General features: G+C 55.1%; 19 protein-coding genes. 10 read left to right on the top strand and 9 right to left on the bottom strand.

The annotated features are described in order from the left end of the window. Positions 1–19: 19 nt before the first annotated feature. Both cobD and ACL2XP_RS12645 read left to right on the top strand, forming a co-directional pair. Positions 20–1114 carry a threonine-phosphate decarboxylase CobD gene (gene cobD, locus ACL2XP_RS12650; RefSeq protein ID WP_413738847.1) on the top strand — a complete coding sequence of 365 codons (1095 nt, stop codon included), beginning with the start codon at positions 20–22 and terminating at the stop codon, positions 1112–1114. Beyond that, positions 1107–1967 (top strand): GHMP kinase, encoded by an 861-nt coding sequence (locus ACL2XP_RS12645; RefSeq protein ID WP_413738846.1) that lies wholly within the window; start codon positions 1107–1109, stop codon positions 1965–1967. The genes cobD and ACL2XP_RS12645 overlap by 8 nt, the downstream gene beginning before the upstream one ends. Before the next feature lie 67 nt (positions 1968–2034). On the opposite strand, the gene ACL2XP_RS12640 is transcribed toward ACL2XP_RS12645, so the two are convergent. From ACL2XP_RS12640 to ACL2XP_RS12630, 3 genes are all read right to left on the bottom strand, one after another. Continuing rightward, positions 2035–2760 (bottom strand): RES family NAD+ phosphorylase, encoded by a 726-nt coding sequence (locus ACL2XP_RS12640; protein ID WP_413738845.1) that lies wholly within the window; start codon positions 2758–2760, stop codon positions 2035–2037. Next, positions 2754–3158, bottom strand: coding sequence for an MbcA/ParS/Xre antitoxin family protein (locus ACL2XP_RS12635; RefSeq protein ID WP_413738844.1), 405 nt, complete (start codon positions 3156–3158; stop codon positions 2754–2756). Before ACL2XP_RS12635 ends, ACL2XP_RS12640 begins: the two co-directional genes overlap by 7 nt. 199 nt (positions 3159–3357) lie before the next feature. Continuing rightward, positions 3358–5076: a hypothetical protein gene (locus ACL2XP_RS12630; RefSeq protein WP_413738843.1), complete on the bottom strand. Its 1719-nt coding sequence runs from the start codon at positions 5074–5076 to the stop codon at positions 3358–3360. Between ACL2XP_RS12630 and ACL2XP_RS12625 the strand changes: the two genes are divergently transcribed. Then, positions 5002–5568 carry a hypothetical protein gene (locus ACL2XP_RS12625; protein WP_413738842.1) on the top strand — a complete coding sequence of 189 codons (567 nt, stop codon included), beginning with the start codon at positions 5002–5004 and terminating at the stop codon, positions 5566–5568. The genes ACL2XP_RS12630 and ACL2XP_RS12625 overlap by 75 nt on opposite strands. 1225 nt (positions 5569–6793) lie before the next feature. On the opposite strand, the gene tam is transcribed toward ACL2XP_RS12625, so the two are convergent. The 3 genes from tam to ACL2XP_RS12610 form a co-directional block, all read right to left on the bottom strand. Beyond that, the gene (tam, locus tag ACL2XP_RS12620) at positions 6794–7570 is read right to left on the bottom strand and encodes a trans-aconitate 2-methyltransferase (protein ID WP_413738841.1); all 777 of its coding nucleotides are present in this window, start codon (positions 7568–7570) and stop codon (positions 6794–6796) included. A gap of 26 nt (positions 7571–7596) precedes the next feature. After that, complete coding sequence (gene smrA, locus ACL2XP_RS12615) at positions 7597–8163, bottom strand: DNA endonuclease SmrA (protein ID WP_413738840.1); 567 nt, start codon at positions 8161–8163, stop codon at positions 7597–7599. Positions 8164–8325: 162 nt separating this feature from the next. Continuing rightward, entirely contained in the window at positions 8326–9234 is a 909-nt protein-coding gene (locus ACL2XP_RS12610; RefSeq protein WP_413738839.1) for an L-lactate dehydrogenase, read from the bottom strand. 207 nt (positions 9235–9441) lie between these two features. Here ACL2XP_RS12610 and fnr point away from each other — a divergent pair, with 207 nt between their 5' ends. Both fnr and uspE read left to right on the top strand, forming a co-directional pair. After that, positions 9442–10194 carry a fumarate/nitrate reduction transcriptional regulator Fnr gene (fnr, locus tag ACL2XP_RS12605; protein ID WP_413739143.1) on the top strand — a complete coding sequence of 251 codons (753 nt, stop codon included), beginning with the start codon at positions 9442–9444 and terminating at the stop codon, positions 10192–10194. Between the two features lie 141 nt (positions 10195–10335). Beyond that, on the top strand, positions 10336–11289 hold the full coding sequence (gene uspE, locus ACL2XP_RS12600; protein WP_413738838.1) for a universal stress protein UspE: 954 nt from the start codon (positions 10336–10338) through the stop codon (positions 11287–11289). Positions 11290–11380: 91 nt separating this feature from the next. Here the strand turns inward: uspE and pntB are convergent, their stop codons facing one another. Both pntB and pntA read right to left on the bottom strand, forming a co-directional pair. Beyond that, a complete protein-coding gene (pntB, locus tag ACL2XP_RS12595; RefSeq protein WP_413738837.1) occupies positions 11381–12769 on the bottom strand; it encodes a Re/Si-specific NAD(P)(+) transhydrogenase subunit beta in 1389 nt (462 codons plus the stop codon). 11 nt (positions 12770–12780) lie between these two features. Then, positions 12781–14310, bottom strand: a complete 1530-nt coding sequence (gene pntA / locus ACL2XP_RS12590) for a Re/Si-specific NAD(P)(+) transhydrogenase subunit alpha (RefSeq protein ID WP_413738836.1) — start codon at positions 14308–14310, stop codon at positions 12781–12783. 329 nt (positions 14311–14639) lie between these two features. Between pntA and ydgH the strand changes: the two genes are divergently transcribed. After that, positions 14640–15593 carry a DUF1471 family protein YdgH gene (gene ydgH, locus ACL2XP_RS12585; RefSeq protein WP_413738835.1) on the top strand — a complete coding sequence of 318 codons (954 nt, stop codon included), beginning with the start codon at positions 14640–14642 and terminating at the stop codon, positions 15591–15593. 258 nt (positions 15594–15851) lie between these two features. On the opposite strand, the gene ACL2XP_RS12580 is transcribed toward ydgH, so the two are convergent. After that, on the bottom strand, positions 15852–16277 hold the full coding sequence (locus ACL2XP_RS12580; RefSeq protein WP_413738834.1) for a hypothetical protein: 426 nt from the start codon (positions 16275–16277) through the stop codon (positions 15852–15854). A 263-nt stretch (positions 16278–16540) separates the two neighbouring features. On the opposite strand from ACL2XP_RS12580, the gene rstA reads away from it, so the two are divergent. From rstA to ACL2XP_RS12560, 4 genes are all read left to right on the top strand, one after another. Further along, a complete protein-coding gene (gene rstA, locus ACL2XP_RS12575; protein ID WP_413738833.1) occupies positions 16541–17266 on the top strand; it encodes a two-component system response regulator RstA in 726 nt (241 codons plus the stop codon). Next, positions 17263–18576 carry a two-component system sensor histidine kinase RstB gene (gene rstB, locus ACL2XP_RS12570; protein WP_413738832.1) on the top strand — a complete coding sequence of 438 codons (1314 nt, stop codon included), beginning with the start codon at positions 17263–17265 and terminating at the stop codon, positions 18574–18576. The genes rstA and rstB overlap by 4 nt, the downstream gene beginning before the upstream one ends. Before the next feature lie 219 nt (positions 18577–18795). Next, the gene (gene asr / locus ACL2XP_RS12565; RefSeq protein ID WP_413738831.1) at positions 18796–19152 is read left to right on the top strand and encodes an acid resistance repetitive basic protein Asr; all 357 of its coding nucleotides are present in this window, start codon (positions 18796–18798) and stop codon (positions 19150–19152) included. Between the two features lie 397 nt (positions 19153–19549). Further along, positions 19550–20407 (top strand): trypsin-like serine peptidase, encoded by an 858-nt coding sequence (locus tag ACL2XP_RS12560; RefSeq protein ID WP_413738830.1) that lies wholly within the window; start codon positions 19550–19552, stop codon positions 20405–20407. The last annotated feature ends 32 nt before the right edge of the window (positions 20408–20439 follow it).

Here is a 20439-nt window from a genome sequence, read left to right as displayed (position 1 = left end):
TGCGGGCAACGGAGCGAATATGACGGAGCTTGGACAGCACGGCGGCAACGTACTGGAGATAGCGTTAAAACTGGGGCTGGATGAAGCGGCAATCGTGGATTTCAGCGCCAATATCAACCCGCTCGGCATGCCGCCCAGCCTCAAACGGGCGATAACCAGCCGGCTGGATCTGGCCGAATGCTACCCTGACCCGCTATATCGCCGCGTGCATGAGCGCCTGGCCGCCCATCACCGCTGCCCGGCATCCTGGATTCTGGCGGGCAACGGCGCCACTGAATTGATTTTCGATCTTGCCAGCCTGCTGCGCCAAAAAACCGTCCTGCTGTTGACGCCGGGTTTTGCGGAATACCGCCGCGCCTTGCAATGGATGGACTGCCGCATCGAGGATTATCCCTTGTCTGAAGCGGATGATTTTCGCCCCGATCGCCGTCTCCTGTCGGCCCTGCGCCCCGGCCTGGATTGCCTGTTTCTCTGTACGCCCAATAATCCCACCGGGCAACTGATTGAACCGGAACTGCTTCTGGCCGTCGCCCGGCGCTGCCGCGAGCTGGATATTATGCTGGTGGTGGATGAAGCCTTCATGGATTTTATTCCCGCGGGCGTGAGTTTAATCTCCAGCCTAATGCGCTTCCCCCGCGTTTTCGTGCTGCGTTCGCTGACCAAATTCTACGCCATCCCCGGCCTGCGCCTGGGTTATGTGGTCAGTAGCAACGCCGAGGCCATGGCGCAATTGCGCCTGCGGCGCCCGCCCTGGACCATCAATGCTTTTGCCGCCCTGGCGGCGGATGTCATGCTGGATGATGACGATTATCTCCAGGCCACCCGGCGCTGGCTAGGGCAAGAGCAGGCCTTTCTGACCCAGGGTCTGCGCGCGTTCGCGCAACTGCGGGTCTGGCAGCCGGCGGCCAATTATATTTTTTTCCGCTGCCGGCAACCGGGGCTGGATCTGCAGGCCGCGCTGCTGGGACCCGCCGGCGGCGGCACGGGTCTGCTTATTCGCAGCTGCGCCAACTATCCGGGGCTAAACGCCGACTATTATCGCGTGGCCATTAAAGGGCATGAGGATAACCAGCGGTTGCTGGCCGCCCTTGCCCAGGTTTTCCCCCATGGCTGAAGCCCGCTGCCCGGCATCCTGCGGCGAGCTGATCCAGGGCTGGATCGCCGGCGGCGAGAAGCTGGTTTCATGCCCCATTGATTGGTACAGCGATGTGAGCGTCGGCGAAGGGCCTCCCGCCCGGGATGAACGTCCTTTAAGCCGCCGCATGCTGAGCCAGGTGGTCGCCCATTTCGGCTACCGTCCCGGCGATTTGCCGCCGCTGCGCATCGATTGCCATTCCACCATCCCCATCGCCAAAGGTTTAGCCAGCAGCACCGCGGATATTGCCGCCACCGCCGTCGCCACCGCCCGCCTGCTGCGCCAATCGCTGGACGAAGTTACCCTGGCGCAGCTTTGCCTGCGGCTGGAACCGACCGACAGTACGGTTTTCCAGGCCCTGACCTTGTTTGATCACCATACCGGCGCCTGCCATATCACCCATGCCTGGCAACCCGCGCTCGGCATTATCATTTTGGAAAGCCCCGATACCTTGACCACCGCCGCTTTCCACCGGCGCATCGGCAACGATCGTTTACTCCGCCAGGCCGATCAATTGGACCGCGCCTGGCGCCTGTTCCAGCGGGCTTGCAGCACTGAATCCCCCCGCCTGCTCGGTGAAGCCGCTACCCTTAGCGCGCAAGCGCGCAATCAGCTTTTGCCCAAGCCGGCTTTCGACGCTTTACTGCGGCTGGTGGAAAGGGAGGATTTGTATGGCATCAACGTCGCCCACAGCGGAACGGTGGTCGGACTGCTGCTCGATCCCCGGCATCATGACGTTGAGCGGCTGTTAGCGGCCCTGGCGGCCTATGGAATTTTACGGCACTATCCCCGTCAGCATATCAGCCGTATGGTACCGGGGGGCGTGCGCTAGGGCGCCGCAATGGCAAGTGGCCGCCAGTCCGGTCAACACGCCTTGGCCGATCGCGGCCGCGGGCCCGCTACCGCCGCTCGCCCGGGCGGTAAGGGGTGGAAACAATTTTAGCTATCTTGGCGATACAGCTGCCATCCCAGATCAATTCATAATGCGCGCTTTGCTGGACGCTGCGCACACCCCGGGGTGTAAAAAGCCCCCAGCAAACAGCGCCGGGATGACGCACCGACCGGTAGCGCAGGGCCGCCGAACCGCCGGTTTTCAACTGTTGCCCCAGCGCCCGCGCCGCGGCGTAGTCATCGGGGTGGTAAATGGGATCTGAAGCCGGCAGGCCGCCCGCATCGTAAGCCGGTCCGGCATCAAAAATAAACAGCAATCCGCGCATGACCAGGCGATCGTATTTTAAACCTTCGATCAATTGCCAATAACGTTCCTGATGATAAGTGACTTCCGCCAGCGCCGTAGCCATTTCGTCGGCGATATATAATATGCCGAATGAGCCATCGGAAAAACGGCTACCCTGCACATTGACATGGGTAAAGGGCGCCACCGCGTAAGAACAGCCGGGGATACCGAAGGGGATATCACCCGCCGGCAGGCGGTCCAGATCGCCGGCGACCTTTTTCAGCCGCGGATTGGTCAGCGCCTGCAGCGCATACAGCGCCTCGAAATCCTGTTCATCGGCAACATCATCAAATAAAGCAATGGGGGGATATTTGGAATTGATCAGGCGGTAGCCGCGCTGCTGGCTGATGTTAATTTCCGGCAAGTTTAATTGATTGAGCGCTACCATTGGCCACCACGCAGCGCATCAATATGTTTGTAGACCTCATACAGGGTGCCAAAATGCCCGGAACTGATGAGCTCCAGCGGCGCATGGCCATTAAAAAAGGGATTGTGATTGTTAAGTCCCATAAAGCCATACACGTTTTCCGGGTTTTCAAATAACGTACGCAGTGCGGCATGGATATTAAGCAGGTAGCTTAACCGTTCGAGCTGATCGTTCGACAGCTGGGCGGCTCCCGGCTCCCTTTTGAATTTATAAAATGACGCTTTCGAGATTTGTAAGATGGCCTGGGCCTGATCGGGAGTCGCGCCCCATTTATCAAGGATTGCCATAACGGCTTTCAGGCCGATGGCGGCCTGGTGTTTTTTATCCTCTTCCGGTCGTAACTTTTGCGCCAGCGCCATAACGTCCCCCATATATCAATATGGTCTTATCGTATACCATTTAAACTAAATGGTCCATACAAAGACAAAAAATCCTCTGCTGCGGAGCTGAGGCTCGCTCCGCGCGAGGCGTTCCCCTTTCTGCCCGCGGTTAACGTAGTCAGTCAAGGTAGAAAGGGGCTACTTTTTCAATTATGCCATCCCTCCGGGATCGCGTAACTCAGGGAACATATTCTCTGTTGAACTGAAAAAGATCCGGCATTATCGCCAATGACGACACCATGCGGCATGGAAACAATTCCATGCCGCGATATTCAAATCTGATGGCGTCCAGCGGCGTGGAATAAGTTAGCTCCCGCTTGCGGGCAACGTTCAACACTGTGCAGGGGATAGTACCTACCCGCCGGGTGAGAGTGTGATGCTTAATCAGCGAAATGCTGTCCAACTGCAAAAAGGGATTGCCCTGTGGCCGCTGGATATTGAATACCGTGGCAATATCGGCCACCGCGGCAACATACCGATCGACTCTCCTGCCGTGGCTCAGTTCGTCCTGGATTTCCCGCAACAGCGAGCAAAAATCATCCGCGACCCGTTTTAATACTCCAGGTTGTAATTTGTAGGTGGCCAATGCCGTTATCGCGGCCTGTTTACCCAAGCTATGGCGCGTGTTCCTGACGACATAACGCTCCAACGCCTGGATAAAATCAAAAGCGTTAGCCGGCGTCCTCCGTCGCGCCTGGGGGTTCATCCTACTGGCCAGGTTCTTTTCCGCCAGATATTCCCCTAGGGTCGTGTCCCTCTTCCATGGCATCAGCAGTCTATTAAGGCTACTTTGAAACGATACCTTGTTTTCTTTACGACAGCGTTGAATATTGGGCATGCCTTGCTGGGCAACAGCCAGCAGGCCGCGCTTATCATCTCCGCGCGATACGACAAACATGCTCAAATTGGCGGCCGGCTTGAGGATTTGGTAGCCTATATCGTTCGCCGCGGCATGTTTAATCCGTTCATGGGTGGCAAGAACAAGGTCCATCAATGGCAGCGGCAATTTTTCCAATAATTGACCGATTATTTCATCAATCCCATAGTCCAGGCCATCGGCCGCAGGCAACGGCGTTTCATTTTTCATTGCCGGCAATTCAGTAGCGCCGCTGATATAGCATGGCTGACCGGTCAATTTAAGGACCGCGCCATCCATGCGGTAGTGCCGGGCCAGCGGATGCCGCGTGGTAGGCAGATTTTGCCGACACTCTTCGACTAGAGGTAATGGAAAACAATAAAGTTGCTTGCTGTCAGCGGGAATCGAGGCCATTTCAATAGGCATGATCTTGCTTTCTTGATACGCATAAAGCGAAGCCGCGAAAAAAGCCTGCTGGCGCGAAGAATATTCCTCGCTCACGCCCTTATTATCAACGAAGGTCCTCGTTTCTTGCTTATTTTTTTGAATATCAAATATACTCAGCGTTCCGGCCACCCCCAGCCCTACCCTGGGCAATACCAGGAAAGTGGCCGGATCGGCCATGAACCCCACCTGTGCGCGGATTTCACTTTTCGCTTCCGCAAGTAGCGACACTCCGCTTTTTTTTTCGCGAACCCGGGCGGCATTTTCAATAATATGTTCAAGGTTGGCATCGCCGGCGCCGCGAACGGTGGGTGAAAAAGCGGTGAATAATGCGTCAAGGTGTTGCTGGGCAAGATCAAAACTAAAACTCCGCAGCGAAAATACATTGCTAACAAAAATAGCATTGACCTCCAAGGGCAGAATTGTGCCGTAATCAATATTGTCACGGCTATAAATCTTGCAGCGGTCTTCCAGCCCCTGACCGGTTCCCCCCAGCGCTACGGCGGATTTAGCGGTGATCTTTTGATAGCAGAACTTTATATTGTTATTGTCCAGCTTAGCGACAGACAAGCTGAACTGCCGGTTAAACCGGGCCAACGCGCCGGCGAACCACCCCGGCATAAAGGGCAAACCCGCCGCCGCGACCCCAAAAAAACACGACATATCAAAAATATCGCTCAAGGTAATGGAGTCGTTTTTTCCAAGCATGGCGATAACGGAACGAAACACGTCGATTGCCGGCGACTTGCCGTCAAGATAACTGCTGGCTCCTGCCATTGTTTTGTTGTTGGCGTTGAGGTGGATAAAGCGCCTGATGTCCTCGATGCCTTGGTCCAGGCGCTCGGGTTTATGCCCCGCGGTAACGGAAACAGGGTTCGACAGGCTCGCTTTTACGGTTTGTACCAGGCATTGGAAGCCCGGATCTACCGCCTGCGCCAGCGCTACCGCGGCGCTGCGCTTATTGCCCCGGTGATGATGATTTTTTGCGCGTTTCAGGTGAATGCGAAAGTTATCGACCACCGAAGAAAAGAGCGGAATATGGCGACTACTGAAATTTCCCCAGCGGCGGCTATCGAATGGCTGGCCTGACGAGACTCTTTCATGGGGATCGCCGCCGGTACCGGAATATAATCCCTGGGGCGGTTTATGGCTTAGGTGGGTAACCCGGCGGCGGGCGATATCCACATGATGTGCGGACAAATAAAAGATGCGTAGCCGGCCGGCATCGCTGGCGACCAGTTTAACCCTGGTGAAATAGGGCGTAGCCGACAATAGTTTTATATGGGACGATAGGGGCAGCGCCAGCGGGTGAAGCACTAAAGCGTTGCCGGTGCCTTGCGCTTTGCGCTGTAACTGTTTCAGGCACAACCGGCCCTGGCAAAAATGCAGGGAAATGGATCGGCCAGGTCCCAATTCAAAATCAAGATTCTCCCTCTTGCGAGGCGCCTGGACGATTTTTTTAAGCGTAATAACTACCCTGGCTGGCATATCATCGCCGTCATCCAGGTCGAAACGGCTAATGAGATTTTCGGTGCTAATATTAACCTGATAATAGTTTTCTCTAAGTTTTTGTTTGACGATGACCGCTCCATCGTCATTAATCCGGATATTTTCAAATACCAAATCAGTATATTCACCCAAGTCAATACCTGCGACCTGGTATTTTTCGGCGCCTTTCACGACAGACCACGTGCATGTCAATAAGTCACTGGGCTTGCCTTTAATCAATAATAACCTGCCTTGGGGATCAAGAGTCAGTCCCTGCTGCAAAAATGGACCGTTATAAACACTGCCAAGGTATATATAGTTATCGGCATCAAGGGAGTCCGCGGAATGGATGCAATGATAAGTGAGTACACATTTCACCGACAGCGTCTGGCCCAGGCCCCGGTGCAGAGACGCGAAGGCGCTGCTACGGCGCAGGGCGAAAGAAGATGAACCCGCGCCGGGCGCAAGCCGGTCTTCGGTTCGATCGTGCAACCCCGGTAATGAACTACGGCGCTGCGGGAAAAGTCTTTTAGAATTTCTGATTTTCTGTAATGACTGGTATATTGCATCGCATTCAGCAACATGAACTTTATCATAAAATGAAACAGATATATTTTTAACGTCGCCCTCAAATTCCGGATACGCTTGTGCCGCTAATTTCATAACCCTCCCTTTGCAAATAAATCTACGGCCGATTCAATTATTGTTTAAAGACAATGTGTATTGCCTTCATGAAAATCGGCTAAAGTAATTATCAGCATTTTATCTGGTATGAGCTATAAAAATATTTTGATCACTGTCGCAATTCGGTGTTTAATTTGCCGGGTCAAGGCGCCTTTTTAGCCACGATAAATAAGCGCGGAAATGCCAGCAACACCGTTCCGTCCGCTCTGGCCGGATATTGACGGCTAATAGCCTGCCGATATTGCTCGATAAAAACCGGCTGTTGTTGGGGGGATAATGGCTCAATAAAGGGACGCAGTCCGGTGGCCCGCAGCCATTCAATGATGGCGTCCACCGAAGGCATCACGTGAAAATAGGTGGTGCGCCAGATATCCACCTCCGCGGCGGCGGGGGCCAACAGATCGTAATAGTCCGTCGCACTTAGGATTTTCACCCTTATTTGCGCCGCATCGCCGATCCGATCGCGCCATAACGCGTCCTGAGCCACTTGCCGCATTGCCCGATGACTGGGTTCTTCCCGATTATCCGGCATTTGCACCGCCAGGTATCCGTGCGGGGCCACCAGGGAAAACAGGCGCGGAAATAGCGTTTCATGATCCCCGACCCATTGCAGCGAAGCGTTGGCATATATCACATCATGCAATGCCGCCGGCTGCCAGCGCGAGACATCCTCCTGCTGAAAGTGGCAATGAGGCAGACGCTCCCTGGCATGGCTTAACATGGCGGCGGAGCTGTCGACACCGGTTATCACCGCCTGGGGAAAACGTTCATATAATCCTTGGGTGGAATTGCCGGGGCCGCAGCCGAGGTCCGCAATCAAAGCCGGTGCGGATAATCCGATGCGCGCGATTAATTCCAGCGCCGGGCGCGTCCTTTCCGCCTCAAATTGACGATAAAGCTGCGGATTCCAATCTTTCATTGCGATGTCCTCACGGAGGTTGGGCATTAGCGGACCCGCCGGGCGAACCGTTCACGGTTTTCACTGCGGGCGATTTCAGATTTTTTCAGCGTCACATAACAGGCGCCTGCACCGCCGTGGCAGGGCTGGGCGCTGCAATACGCCTGTACGTGGGTGAACTGGGCCAGCCAGCGCGCCACAAAACTGCGCACAATATTGGCATGGCTATCGTGATGACGGCCTTTACCGTGAATAATCAATAGTGTACGGATAGGCTGGCGCTGCATTATCAGCATAAACTCGAACAGATTTTGCCGGCAAGTTTCCACCGGGGCGCGGGTAAGATTCAGGCTGGCCTCCACCGGGTAGCGGCCGGCGCGCAGCTTATCGAGTACGCCTTGCTGAATCCCGTCCTGTTTGTAGGACAACGGCGTATCGAGCGGTATCACCTCCAGAAAACCGGTGGTGAGGAAATTGTCGGGCACGGCGTTCTCTTGCGGCCGGCAGGGAGCCCGGCCTGATTTCTGCTGCAAAAAAACCACGTTGGCGGCATTTTTCAGCGGTTTGACATCGTCCATGGCCTCTTTGAACAGCTCATCATCATCACAGGTCATTGTTTGTCACTCGCGCGTCAAGGGCGAGGCCGGACTCGCCCTTTGGTAGTCGTCGATACCGTCTTTCCAGCTATTCCCTTGGCACACATCCTTTTAATATAGCCCGTTTAATATAACTTGGCCGCGCGGGTATTTCCCGGTTTTTTTCCGGGCATTCGCCCGTCACAGGGAGGCATACGCGCGGCCAATCACGGCGGCGGAGGCGCTGTAGGCCTGCTGTTCCCCGGCGGTGAGCGCTACCGGCAAAGTGCGCGCGACGCCCCGGGCGCCGACGACGGCCGGTTGCCCGATATAGACCCCTTCCCGTTCATCCCAGGCCGACACGGGAAATACCGTGCGGGCATCAGAGAGCACCGCATCGATCAGGCGCGCGGTGGCCGTACCTATGCCAAAACTGGTCCAGCCCTTGCCCAATAAAATTTCCCATCCGCCGCCGCGCACCCGATCTTTCAGCGCCGGCAGATCGAGGGGTTTATCGGTTTCCCATGCGCTGATGGGACGTTCGCCGATGCGTACCGTACTCCAGGCGACAAACTGGGATTCGCCATGTTCCCCCATCACATAACCGCTGACGCTTTTGGGATCGACATCAAAGAACTCGCCGACCACCCGTTTCATCCGCGCGGTATCCAGGGAGGTGCCGGTGCCGAATACCTGGGCGGTGGGAAGCCCGCTGACCTGCTGGATCACCTGGGCAATGACATCGCAAGGATTGGTGATACTGATAAAAATGCCGTTAAACCCGCTGGCCATAATCTGCGGCACCACGTGTTTGACCGTGCCGCTGGTTTCCAATAATTCTTCCATGCGATCTTCACGCAGCAGGGTTTGGGGGCCGATCGCCATCACGACCACCTGCGCCTGCCGCAATGCGGCGTAATCATTTACCACGATATGCACGCGCGAGGGCACCAGAGAAGCCATATCGCGCAATTCCAACCCCTGGCTCCGGGCTTTGGCTTCGTTATTGTCGATTAAGACAATCCCATCGCACAATCCCTGGGTCACCAATGAAAAAGCAGTATCGGCGCCCACGTGGCCGGCGCCGACAATCCCCACGATCCGTTTCATTACCGTCTCCCCTGATTTTTAAGGCGTTTAGCCATGATGTTTTTTTTACCTTACACCTTTTAAAAAGCAAAACCCACAGGCAATATCCCTGTCCCCGGCAGCGATGTTTTAGCTAAATGTGCACCGATGGCGCTGGACACTTTATCAACGACACCAATTGATGTTAAAATTGACCCAAATCAAGTAATGCATGAGCGGCGACATATGATCATCCAGGAAAAGCGTATTATCAGACGAATCCAGTCTGGCGGTTGTGCCATCCACTGCCAGGATTGTAGTATCAGCCAATTGTGTATTCCCTTTACGCTTAATGAGCACGAGCTGGACCAGCTCGACAATATCATCGAGCGCAAAAAACCGATCCAGAAAGGCCAGGCGCTGTTCAAGGCCGGCGACGAACTTAAGTCGCTGTACGCCATCCGCTCCGGCACCATCAAAAGCTACACCATCACCGAGCAGGGCGACGAGCAGATTACCGGCTTTCACCTGGCGGGCGACCTGGTGGGGTTCGACGCCATCGGCGCGGGCCTGCACCCTAGCTTCGCCCAGGCGCTGGAAACGTCCATGGTCTGTGAAATCCCGTTTGAGACGCTCGATGATTTGTCCGGCAAGATGCCCAATCTGCGCCAGCAAATGATGCGCCTGATGAGCGGCGAAATTAAAGGCGATCAGGACATGATCCTGCTGCTTTCCAAAAAGAACGCCGAGGAGCGCCTGGCGGCCTTTGTCTATAATCTTTCCCGCCGCTTCGCCCAGCGTGGGTTCTCGCCGCGGGAATTCCGCCTCACCATGACCCGGGGCGATATCGGTAATTACCTCGGTCTGACCGTGGAAACCATCAGTCGCCTGCTGGGACGTTTCCAGAAAAGCGGCATGCTGGCGGTGAAGGGCAAATACATTACGATTGAGGACGGCGACGCCTTATCCGAACTCGCCGGCACCCCGCAAAAGGTATGCTGAACTGACGGCGCCCTGACCGCCCGGCCGGAAATTTAATTTTTATTTTATTGATCCGGCTTCATTTATCCCCTGTCCGTCATTGCCCCAATGAGTTACTCTTATTTTAACATTCTGTCGAATTGCAGAAATGAGGAGTTTCTAATGGCAAAGTACCGCAACCTGTTAGTCGCAATCGACCCCGATCAGGACGATCAGCCCGCACTGCGCCGGGCAGTCTATTTAGTGCATCAGTTGGGTGGCTCGATCAAAGCCTTTCTGCCGATTTATGATTTTTCCTACGAAATGACTACGCTGCTCTCCCCCGATGAACGCACCGCAATGCGTAAAGGGGTGATCGATCAGCGTACCGCCTGGATTGAAGAACAGTGCCAGCACTATATCAGCAGCGGCGTCCCCATCGATATCAAAGTGGTATGGCATAACCGCCCTTTTGAAGCCATTATTCAGGAAGTGCTGGCCTATAAACACGACCTGGTGCTGAAAATGGCCCATCAGCACGATCGGTTCGAATCGGTAATTTTTACCCCCACCGACTGGCATCTGCTGCGCAAGTGCCCGTGCCCGGTCTGGATGGTCAAGGACCAGCCCTGGCCGGAAGGCGGCAAGGCCCTGGTGGCGGTTAACCTGTCGGGCGAAGAACCCTATCACGATCCGCTCAATATCAAGCTGGTAACCGAAACGCTGGAACTGGCCAAACAGGTCAACCAAACCGAGGTTCATTTGGTGGGCGCCTATCCCGTCACCCCGATTAATATCGCCATCGAACTGCCGGATTTTGATCCCAGCGTCTATAACGACGCCATCCGCGGCCAGCACCTGATCGCCATGAAGAGCCTGCGCCAGAAATTCCAACTGGATGAAAAATTCACCCATGTGGAAAAAGGCCTGCCGGAAGAAGTCATTCCCGATTTAGCCGAGCACCTGGACGCCGGCGTGGTGGTTATCGGCAGCATTGGCCGCACCGGTTTTTCGGCGGCGTTTATCGGCAATACCACGGAACTGGTGATCGATCATCTCAAATGCGATTTGCTGGCGATTAAACCGGACGATTACGTCTCGCCGGTGACGCTGGAAGCGGGCGATCGGTACGAATAGCCGCACCCTGCCCAAATCCATCGCGCCTTGGTCCCAGGCACAGCGGATAAAAAAAAGCCCCGGATGCCGGGGCTTTTTTATTGGCTTGCGCTTATAGCGCCCGCAGGATCGCTTCTACGCTGGCTTTGGCATCGCCAAATAGCATTTGGGTATTTTCTTTAAAAAACAGCGGGTTTTGCACGCCGGCATAACCGGTATTCATCGACCGCTTGAAGACAATTACGTTTTGCGCCTTCCAGACTTCCAGTACCGGCATACCGGCAATCGGACTGCGCGGGTCTTCCTGCGCGGCCGGGTTAACCGTATCGTTGGCGCCAATCACCAGCACGGTATCGGTGTCGGTGAAATCGTCGTTGATTTCATCCATTTCCAGCACCACGTCATAGGGCACCCGCGCTTCGGCCAGCAGGACATTCATATGCCCCGGCAAGCGTCCGGCCACCGGATGGATGCCAAAACGCACCTTGATGCCGCGCGCCTGCAGCTTTTCGGTAATATCATGCACCGGGTATTGCGCCTGCGCCACCGCCATGCCGTATCCGGGAGTGATGATGACCGACGACGAGTTTTTCAACAGATCGGCCACTTCTTCCGCCGTGGTTTCGCGATATTCGCCCATTTCGGTATCTTCACCGCCGCCGGACCCGTCAGTGCCGAAACCGCCGGCAATCACGCTGAAAAAGGAGCGGTTCATCGCCTTGCACATAATATAAGACAGGATAGCGCCCGATGACCCCACCAGCGCGCCGGTGACAATCAGCAGATCGTTACTGAGCATAAACCCGGCTGCCGCCGCCGCCCACCCCGAATAGGAGTTGAGCATGGAAACCACCACCGGCATATCGGCGCCGCCGATGGAGGCCACCAGATGCCAGCCGAATACCAGGGCGATAATGGTCATCAGCAACAGCGCAATGGACTGCAGCGCCACGCTGTCGGTTCTGACGAACAACACCAGCAGCAGGAACGACACGACCAGCGCCGCCAGATTCATATGATGGCGGTAAGGCAGCATCAGCGGACGGGAGGAAATCTTGCCGCGCAGTTTGCCAAACGCCACGATCGACCCGGTAAAGGTCACGGCGCCGATAAAGATACCTAGGAACACTTCGGTCAGATGGATGTTTTCCATCACCGGATTAATGATGTCGCCGTGATCGAGATAACTGTTGAATCCGACCAATACCGCGGCCAGGCCGACAAAACTATGCAGTATGGCCACCAGTTCCGGCATTTCGGTCATTTCGACTTTACGCGCCAGGTATACCCCGATACTGCCGCCGATCGCCATGGCGACAATAATCCAGCCGATATTGCCCGCATGCGGCCCGCAGATCGTCGCGATAAGCGCAATGGCCATCCCGCTGACGCCGAACAGATTGCCTTGTCTTGAACTTTCGTGTTTGGACAATCCCGCCAGGCTGAAAATAAATAAAATAGCGGCAACTATATACGCCGCCGTCACTAATCCTTCAGACATGGGTTTTCCCCTTAATTTTTACGAAACATTTTCAGCATGCGCTGAGTCACGGTGAAACCACCGAAAATATTGATACTTGCAATCAGCACGGCAATGAAAGAGAGGAAAGAAACCCATCCGCCGTGGCCAATTTGCAGCAGCGCACCAACAACAATAATCCCTGAAATGGCATTGGTTACCGACATCAGCGGGGTATGCAGCGCATGGCTGACGTTCCAGACCACGTAATAACCCACGACGCAGGCCAGGGCGAAGACGGTGAAATGCGACAGGAAATCGCGGGGAGCGACATTGGCCAACCAGCCAAACAAGATGATGGCCAAGGCTATCAACCCATATTTCATCACCGGCGAAGCAGGCTTATCTGCGGGTTTGGGCAGCGGGGCCGCCGCCTTGGCCTGTTGGGGCTGGGCCGAGACCTGGATCGGCGGCGCCGGCCAGGTCAGTTCACCCTCTTTCACCACGGTAACACCGCGAATCACGGCATCGTCAAAATCCACCACGATCTCGCCGTTTTTCTCTTTACAGAGCAATTTCAGCAGGTTGACCAGGTTGGTGCCGTAGAGTTGCGACGACTGGGTCGGCAAACGGCTGGGCAAATCGGTGTAGCCGATGATACGCACGCCGTTGTCGGTGACGGTAATGGCATCGGGTACGGTCAACTCGCAGTTGCCGCCGGTTTGCGCCGCCAGATCGACGATCACGCTGCCCGGCTTCATGGAAGCCACCATTTCTTTGGTGATAAGTTTGGGAGCCGGCCGGCCGGGAATCAGGGCGGTGGTCACGATAATATCGACGTCCTGCGCCTGGGCGGCGAACAGCGCCATTTCCGCTTTGATGAACGCTTCGGACATGACCTTGGCATACCCATCGCCGCTGCCCGCCTCTTCTTCAAAATCCAGTTCGAGGAATTCCGCGCCCATGCTCTGGACCTGCTCTTTTACTTCCGGGCGGGTATCAAAGGCGCGCACGATGGCGCCCATGCTGCCGGCGGCGCCAATGGCGGCCAGGCCGGCCACGCCCGCGCCGATAATCATCACTTTGGCCGGCGGGACTTTGCCCGCCGCGGTAATTTGTCCGGTGAAGAAGCGGCCGAACTCATGAGCGGCTTCGACGATTGCCCGATAGCCGGCGATATTGGCCATGGAACTGAGCGCGTCCAGGGACTGCGCCCGCGAGATGCGCGGCACGGAATCCATCGCCATCACGGTAATATTGTTGGCGGACAGTTTTTCCAGCAGCTCGGGATTTTGCGCCGGCCAGATGAAACTGACCACGGTGCCGCCGGGTTTGATCAGGGCAATTTCATCATCCGCCGGTGCGTTCACCTTCAGGATAATATCGGATTGCCAGACCTCGGCTGTATCAGTAATCGACGCGCCAGCCGCCAGAAAGGCTGAATCCTCGAAACTCGCCAACTTGCCTGCGCCGCTTTCAATCGCCACGGTAAACCCGAGTTTGAGCAACTGTTCGACCGTTTTGGGGGTTGCGGCAACGCGGGCCTCATTGGCCAAGCGCTCTTTTGGTACACCAATACGCATAGCATTCCCTTTTTAATCAGTTCTTTTAGAAAATAACCGTCATCCTGACCCAAGTGTCAAATGTGTCATACGGCAGACCCAGGGATCACCCTACCAGAGTCATACAATAACCTACTCAAAATACAATCGGCGGTCTATATTTTGTGCCGACAAACGCCATTTTCGGCCCAAAACGCGAGTCATTTACCCCCGCTCAATCAAATGTTATTCACAGTGACATAAATTGCTGAGACACTCACTATTATTACATGCCATAATCGGCAGCTAATCTTTTATACATCAACAGTTCAGCATGTTTAGCGTGAAAGCGTATGTCGAAAGGATTTTTTATGAAGCTGAAGAACACATTATTGGCATCTGCGTTACTGACGTTGACCGCGTTATCCGCGCAGGCCGCCGTTGAGCTGACGCCGGAAAAAGCAGCCAGCCTGCAGCCATTTGACAGAATTACCATTACCGGTCGATTCAATGCGATTAATGACGCCGCCGATGCGATTTCACGGCGTGCCGATTCCATGGGTGCTTATGCCTTTTATATTCAAGGTATTAACGACGCCAACAATAGCGGTAATTGGCGCGTAACTGCGGATGTATACCACAAAGATGCCCCGGCCGCGTCACAGGCCGTGCAGTACCGGGTATTCAATGGGGTGAAAGAGTTGCCGCGCCAGGAAGCCAACGAGCTTGAGCCTTATGATACGGTCACCATCAAAGGGTTTTACCACAGCCAGCCCGATATAAACGACGCCATCTCCAAAGCCGCCCAGGCTAAAGGGGCAGCGGCCTTCTCCATCGTACGCCAGGTGGATGCCAACGAAGGCGGCAACCAGTATATAACCGCGTTTATTTATAAAGCCGATGCGCCCAAACGCGTCGTGCAAAGCCCCGACGCCATTCCCGCGGATTCCGAAGCGGGTAGAGCTGCCCTGGCCGCCGGCGGTGTCGCCGCATCCAAGGTTGAAATACCGGGCGTAGCGTCTTCCGCTTCGCCGAGCCGCGACGTGGGACGCTTCTTCGAAACGCAATCGACCACCGGCAAGCGTTACACTGTAACCTTACCTGACGGCACCACCGTGCAGGAAGTGAATAAAATCACCGCCGCGCAAATGGTGCCGTTCGATTCCGTCACCTTTACGGGCCATTACAATAGCTCGGCGGATGTTTCCCATGAAGTTGCCCGTTTAGGGGCTAAAAAAGGCGCGAAATATTATCATATTACCCGCCAGTGGGAACAAAACCAGAGCGGCGGTAACCTGACGGTGAGCGCGGATTTATTTAAATAACCACGGTTTCCATCTCGTTGGGGCCGCAGCTAATAGGGGCAAGGAGACTTGCCTCTGAGTTTGATGACAAAACCATACGTGCGGACATGATGGACCAGATCGTAAAGACGCCGTAAATACCTCCCTGTAGGCTCGAGCGCGCCATCCCTGGCGCGCTACGCTTTACTCTTCTTGCCCATCGTGCCCACTTCAAATTTATGTAGACGTTTAGCAGTAGCCTGAGGGGCAAGGAAACTTGCCCCTTTTTTTGCCGCGCAATCAGGCGGCGGGCGTTTCGCTATAGGGTACCAGCAATACGCTCAGGCATTCGTTTTGCTGCGTCAGCTGTAAATTGACGCCGAATTCCTGCTCAATAGCGACCAGTTGGGCCGGGGCCAGGGAATAAGGAAGTTGAATATCAAACCGGTAGATGCTTTGCCGCTGCGCCAGGGCAATCAGGCGCATGATATTGGTTTCGTCGTTTACCTGGGTGGACAGCACCTGCAGTGCTAATGTTTTCAACCGATCCTGGTGAGATTGGTTTTCGTGCGGGAGCGTTTTAGTGACAATACCGAAGAACGGCATCACGCCATAAATGGCATCGATGAAACTCCAGCGTTTTTTACAGCTTGCCAATAAATAGTGCGTATAATCAAAGGACAGCTTTTCGTTTTCACCGGCAGCCGCAAGCATGTGTTTCGTCATCTTGCCCGTTCCCCTGTTTAACATCCCCGGTTTACCACATGTGGCCGCCTTACCGAAGTTGTAAGCCATGCCACTAAATTGGCGAATACTATAGCATACCGCTATGAATAAATGGCGAATGGGCCGGGGGTTGGTTGACAAATCAATGGTAAAATTTTATTCCACCGCCGCCCGGTTAACCCGCTTCTCCGATGGTATAACGGCCGGACTGGCGGTATGCTCATGCCGGTTGTCCTCATTACTTTACGCAGATAATTTGCCCAATGAATAAGATCGTTTTTGTTGAAGATGATACCGAAGTCGGTAATCTCATTGCCGCGTGGCTGGGTAAACATGATTTCGAGGTGATTATCGAACCGCGGGGCGACCGCGCTCAGGACGTCATCATAAGCCAGAATCCCGATCTGGTTTTGCTGGATATTTTATTGCCCGGCAAGGACGGTATGACGATTTGCCGGGATCTACGCCCGGTGTATAGCGGCCCGATTGTGCTGCTCACGTCCCTGGACAGCGATATGAACCATGTCCTGGCGCTGGAAATGGGCGCGAATGATTATATCCTGAAAACCACGCCCCCCGCGGTGCTGCTGGCCCGCCTGCGGTTGCACCTCCGGCAGACCCCGTCCATGCCGCGCGATATTCCCCATGCGCCGCCCTCTTCCGGCAGCGTGCTGCATTTCGGACAGCTCAGCATCGATTTGACCAACCGCGAGGTGATCCTGGGCTCGGAAACCATTTTGCTGTCGACATCGGATTTTGAGCTGCTGTGGGAACTGGCCACCCATGCCGGGCATATCATGGACCGGGAAGCCTTGCTGAAAAACCTGCGCGGCGTCAGTTACGATGGATTGGATCGCAGTATCGACGTGGCCATCTCCCGCCTGCGCAAAAAACTCTATGATAATGCCCTGGAGCCGTTCCGGATTAAAACCGTGCGCAACAAAGGCTATCTGTTTGCGCCGAATGCCTGGGAGAACGCCGGTTCATGAGGAAGCTGTTCATACAATTCTATCTGCTGCTGTTCGTCTGTTTTCTGGTCATGACGCTGTTAGTCGGGCTGGTTTACAAAGTCACGGCCGAACGCGCCGGCAGAAAGTCCATGGATGATTTGATGAAAAGCTCCCTCTTCTTAATGCGCAACGAGCTGCGGACCATCCCGCCGCGGGACTGGAATAAAACCATCAACAAGCTGGATCTGAATCTCTCGTTTAAACTGCATATCGAATCCCTGAAAAAATACGAGCTTAATCCCCACGATGACCAGCGGCTGCGCCGGGGTGAAATCGTCGCCCTTGATGATGAATATACCTTTATCCAGCGGATTCCCCGCAGCAATTATGTTTTGGCCGTAGGTCCGATCCCTTATTTGTTTTTCATACATGAAATGCGGCTATTGGATCTGGCGCTATTGGTTTTTATCGGCTTGTCGCTGGCCTTTCCGGTATTTATCTGGATGCGTCCGCACTGGCAAGACATGCTGAAGCTGGAAATGGCCGCCCAGCGCCTGGGGGCGGGATTTCTCGAAGAGCGCATTCATTTTGACAACGCCTCCAGCTTGTTCCGCCTGGGGGTGGCTTTCAACCAAATGGCCGACAATGTCAATACGCTGATCGCCAGTAAAAAGCAGCTTATCGATAATATCGCCCACGAATTGCGCACCCCGCTGGTACGGCTGCGCTATCGGCTCGCCATGAGCGAGGGGCTGTCGACGGAAGAACAGGAACGACTCAATCATGACATCAGCCAGTTGGAAGGACTGATTGACGAATTGCTGACCTTTGCCCGGCTGGATCGTCCGCAGGTCACCCTGAACCTGGCACCCATGGATCTGCCCCGCTGGCTGGCGGAAAAGCTGGATGATATACGGTTGGTGCACCCCGAACGGACTATCGAACAGGACATCACCGCCGACGGCGATTTCGGCCAGGTGGATTCGCGGCTAATGGAAAGAGTGCTGGATAATCTGGTCAATAATGCGCTGCGCTACAGCCAGCATAAGGTCAGCGTACGGCTGGGAGTGGCGGGCAGATTTGGTTACGTGCAGGTGGATGATGATGGGCCGGGCATTCCGGAAAACGAGCGCCTGCGGGTATTCGAGCCGTTTGTCCGCCTCGATCCCAGCCGGGACCGCAGCACCGGCGGTTGCGGACTGGGGCTGGCGATCGTGCGATCCATCGCCCAGGCCCATGAGGGCCAGGTCATTGCCGACGCCAGCCCGCTCGGCGGGGCCCGTTTTTTGTATCGCTGGCCGCTTAACCGCGGTTCACGGGACCCCCTGGATATTAAAAGTCCTTTTTGACCTGCCGGACAATTGTACCGATGTGCGCATGCCGGGGCTGATGCAAGGTATAATCCATTACATTGTATGTTGTAACTAATGGCGCGCCCGAAACCTTGTACATTCTGTTACACGCCGAAACCAAACACTCACTTACAGCACGGTATTAAATCCTTATTGTGTGTCTACCGGCCCCGTTTCGGGGTTGTAAATAGAAACCGCAATTCTGAGGATTTGACAATGAAAAAAGTACTTGCACTGGTTATTGCTGCCGCCATGGGATTGTCTAGCGCTGCTTTTGCCGCTGATACCACTACTACTTCTACTACCGCACCAGCTGCCGCTCCGGCAACTACTGCTACCACCACTACCACCACGACTCCGGCTAAAACCACTCACAAGAAACACGTGAAGAAAGTGAAGAAAGCCGCCCCTGCGCAAACTGCCCAGGCCGCTAAAAAGCACGTGAAAAAAGTACAGCATAAGAAAGCAGCTCCGGCTCAGACTGCCCAAGCCGCTAAAAAACACGTGAAAAAAGTGCAACATAAGAAAGCCGCACCTGCCGCTGCCGCAGCGACCACTACTCCGGCATCATAATACGCGCCGCCCCTGAAACGGCCGATTCGCGCCGTTCAGGATCTGCACGAAGTATGCGGCTGTCAGAGCTGATGAAATTGTAATTCTAGCGCATTATTTTTGACTATCCGACACCCGGTTATCCGGGTGTCGGTTTCTTAAGGTTTCGTCTATGCTGCGCCGCTACTTATATGAAATCATCCTGGGTTGCCTAATCGTTTGCGCCCTAATCTGCGCCTTCTTTTTTATCTAGCCCCCTTCCCCGATTGATTGTCGTATCACCGGCAGGTGCCGCGGCCAGTACTTTTAGCGTGCTGAAACGCAACGATTTTTCTCTCTGAACAACCCTTTATAAGCTATATTAAGATAATATTTTTTCATGGATGATATCTGTTCTTATCATAAGGCAAGCTTGTTTATGCGAATTGTCCCGCTGTTGCTGCTGTGTCTATTACCTTTGACCGTCAACAATGTCGCCTCAGCTGCCTTGACTAAAGAGCAGAAGGCCCTGTTTTTCGGCCACGATCACCGTCAGGCCATTACCGATCCCAACGAATGGCCGTGGCAAGCCATTGGCCAGGTGGAAACCGCCAGCGGCAATCTTTGCACCGCCACGCTGATTTCCCCCCATTTGGCATTGACCGCCGGCCATTGCGTCCTGGCCCCGGGCGGTAATATCGATAAAGCGGTGATGCTGCGTTTTGTCGCCGAAGACCAGCGTTGGCGTTATCAGACCAACGCCATCGAAACCCTGGTGGATAGAAAGCTGGGACAGCGGCTTAAAGCATCCGGGGACGGATGGATCGTGCCGCCGGATGCCGCCGCCTATGATTTCGCCTTAATCCGCCTGACCAAAGTATTTAAAAAAATCAAACCGCTGCCCCTGTGGCAAGGGGATACCCAGGAACTGACGCTGCAGTTGCAGCAGGCCAATCGCCAGGTGACGCAGGCCGGCTATCCTGAAGATCACCTGGACACGCTCTATCGTCACCAGAATTGCCAGGTAACGGGCTGGGCGCAAACCGCCGTTCTGTCCCATCGCTGCAATACTCTGCCAGGCGACAGCGGTTCGCCGCTGATGCTGTACACGCTCACCGGCTGGCGGCTGATTGCCATCCAAAGCTCGGCTCCCCTGCCTAAAGATCGCTATCGGGCGGATAATCGCGCGCTGGCGGTAACCGCAATCGGCAATGAATTGCAGGCCCTGGCCATCGATAGCCGGGAAACCCGGCCTAACCCGGCCGGCGGAGCGGCATCCGTCGCCGGCGCAAAATAGCCCGGCGCGGATACGTCCGCGCCACCCTGGCG

Source organism: Sodalis sp. RH21, from assembly GCF_047324175.1.
GTDB lineage: Bacteria > Pseudomonadota > Gammaproteobacteria > Enterobacterales > Enterobacteriaceae > Acerihabitans.
The sequence above is the reverse complement of the archived record's forward strand: the minus strand, read 5'-3'. Positions and strand labels throughout refer to the sequence as shown.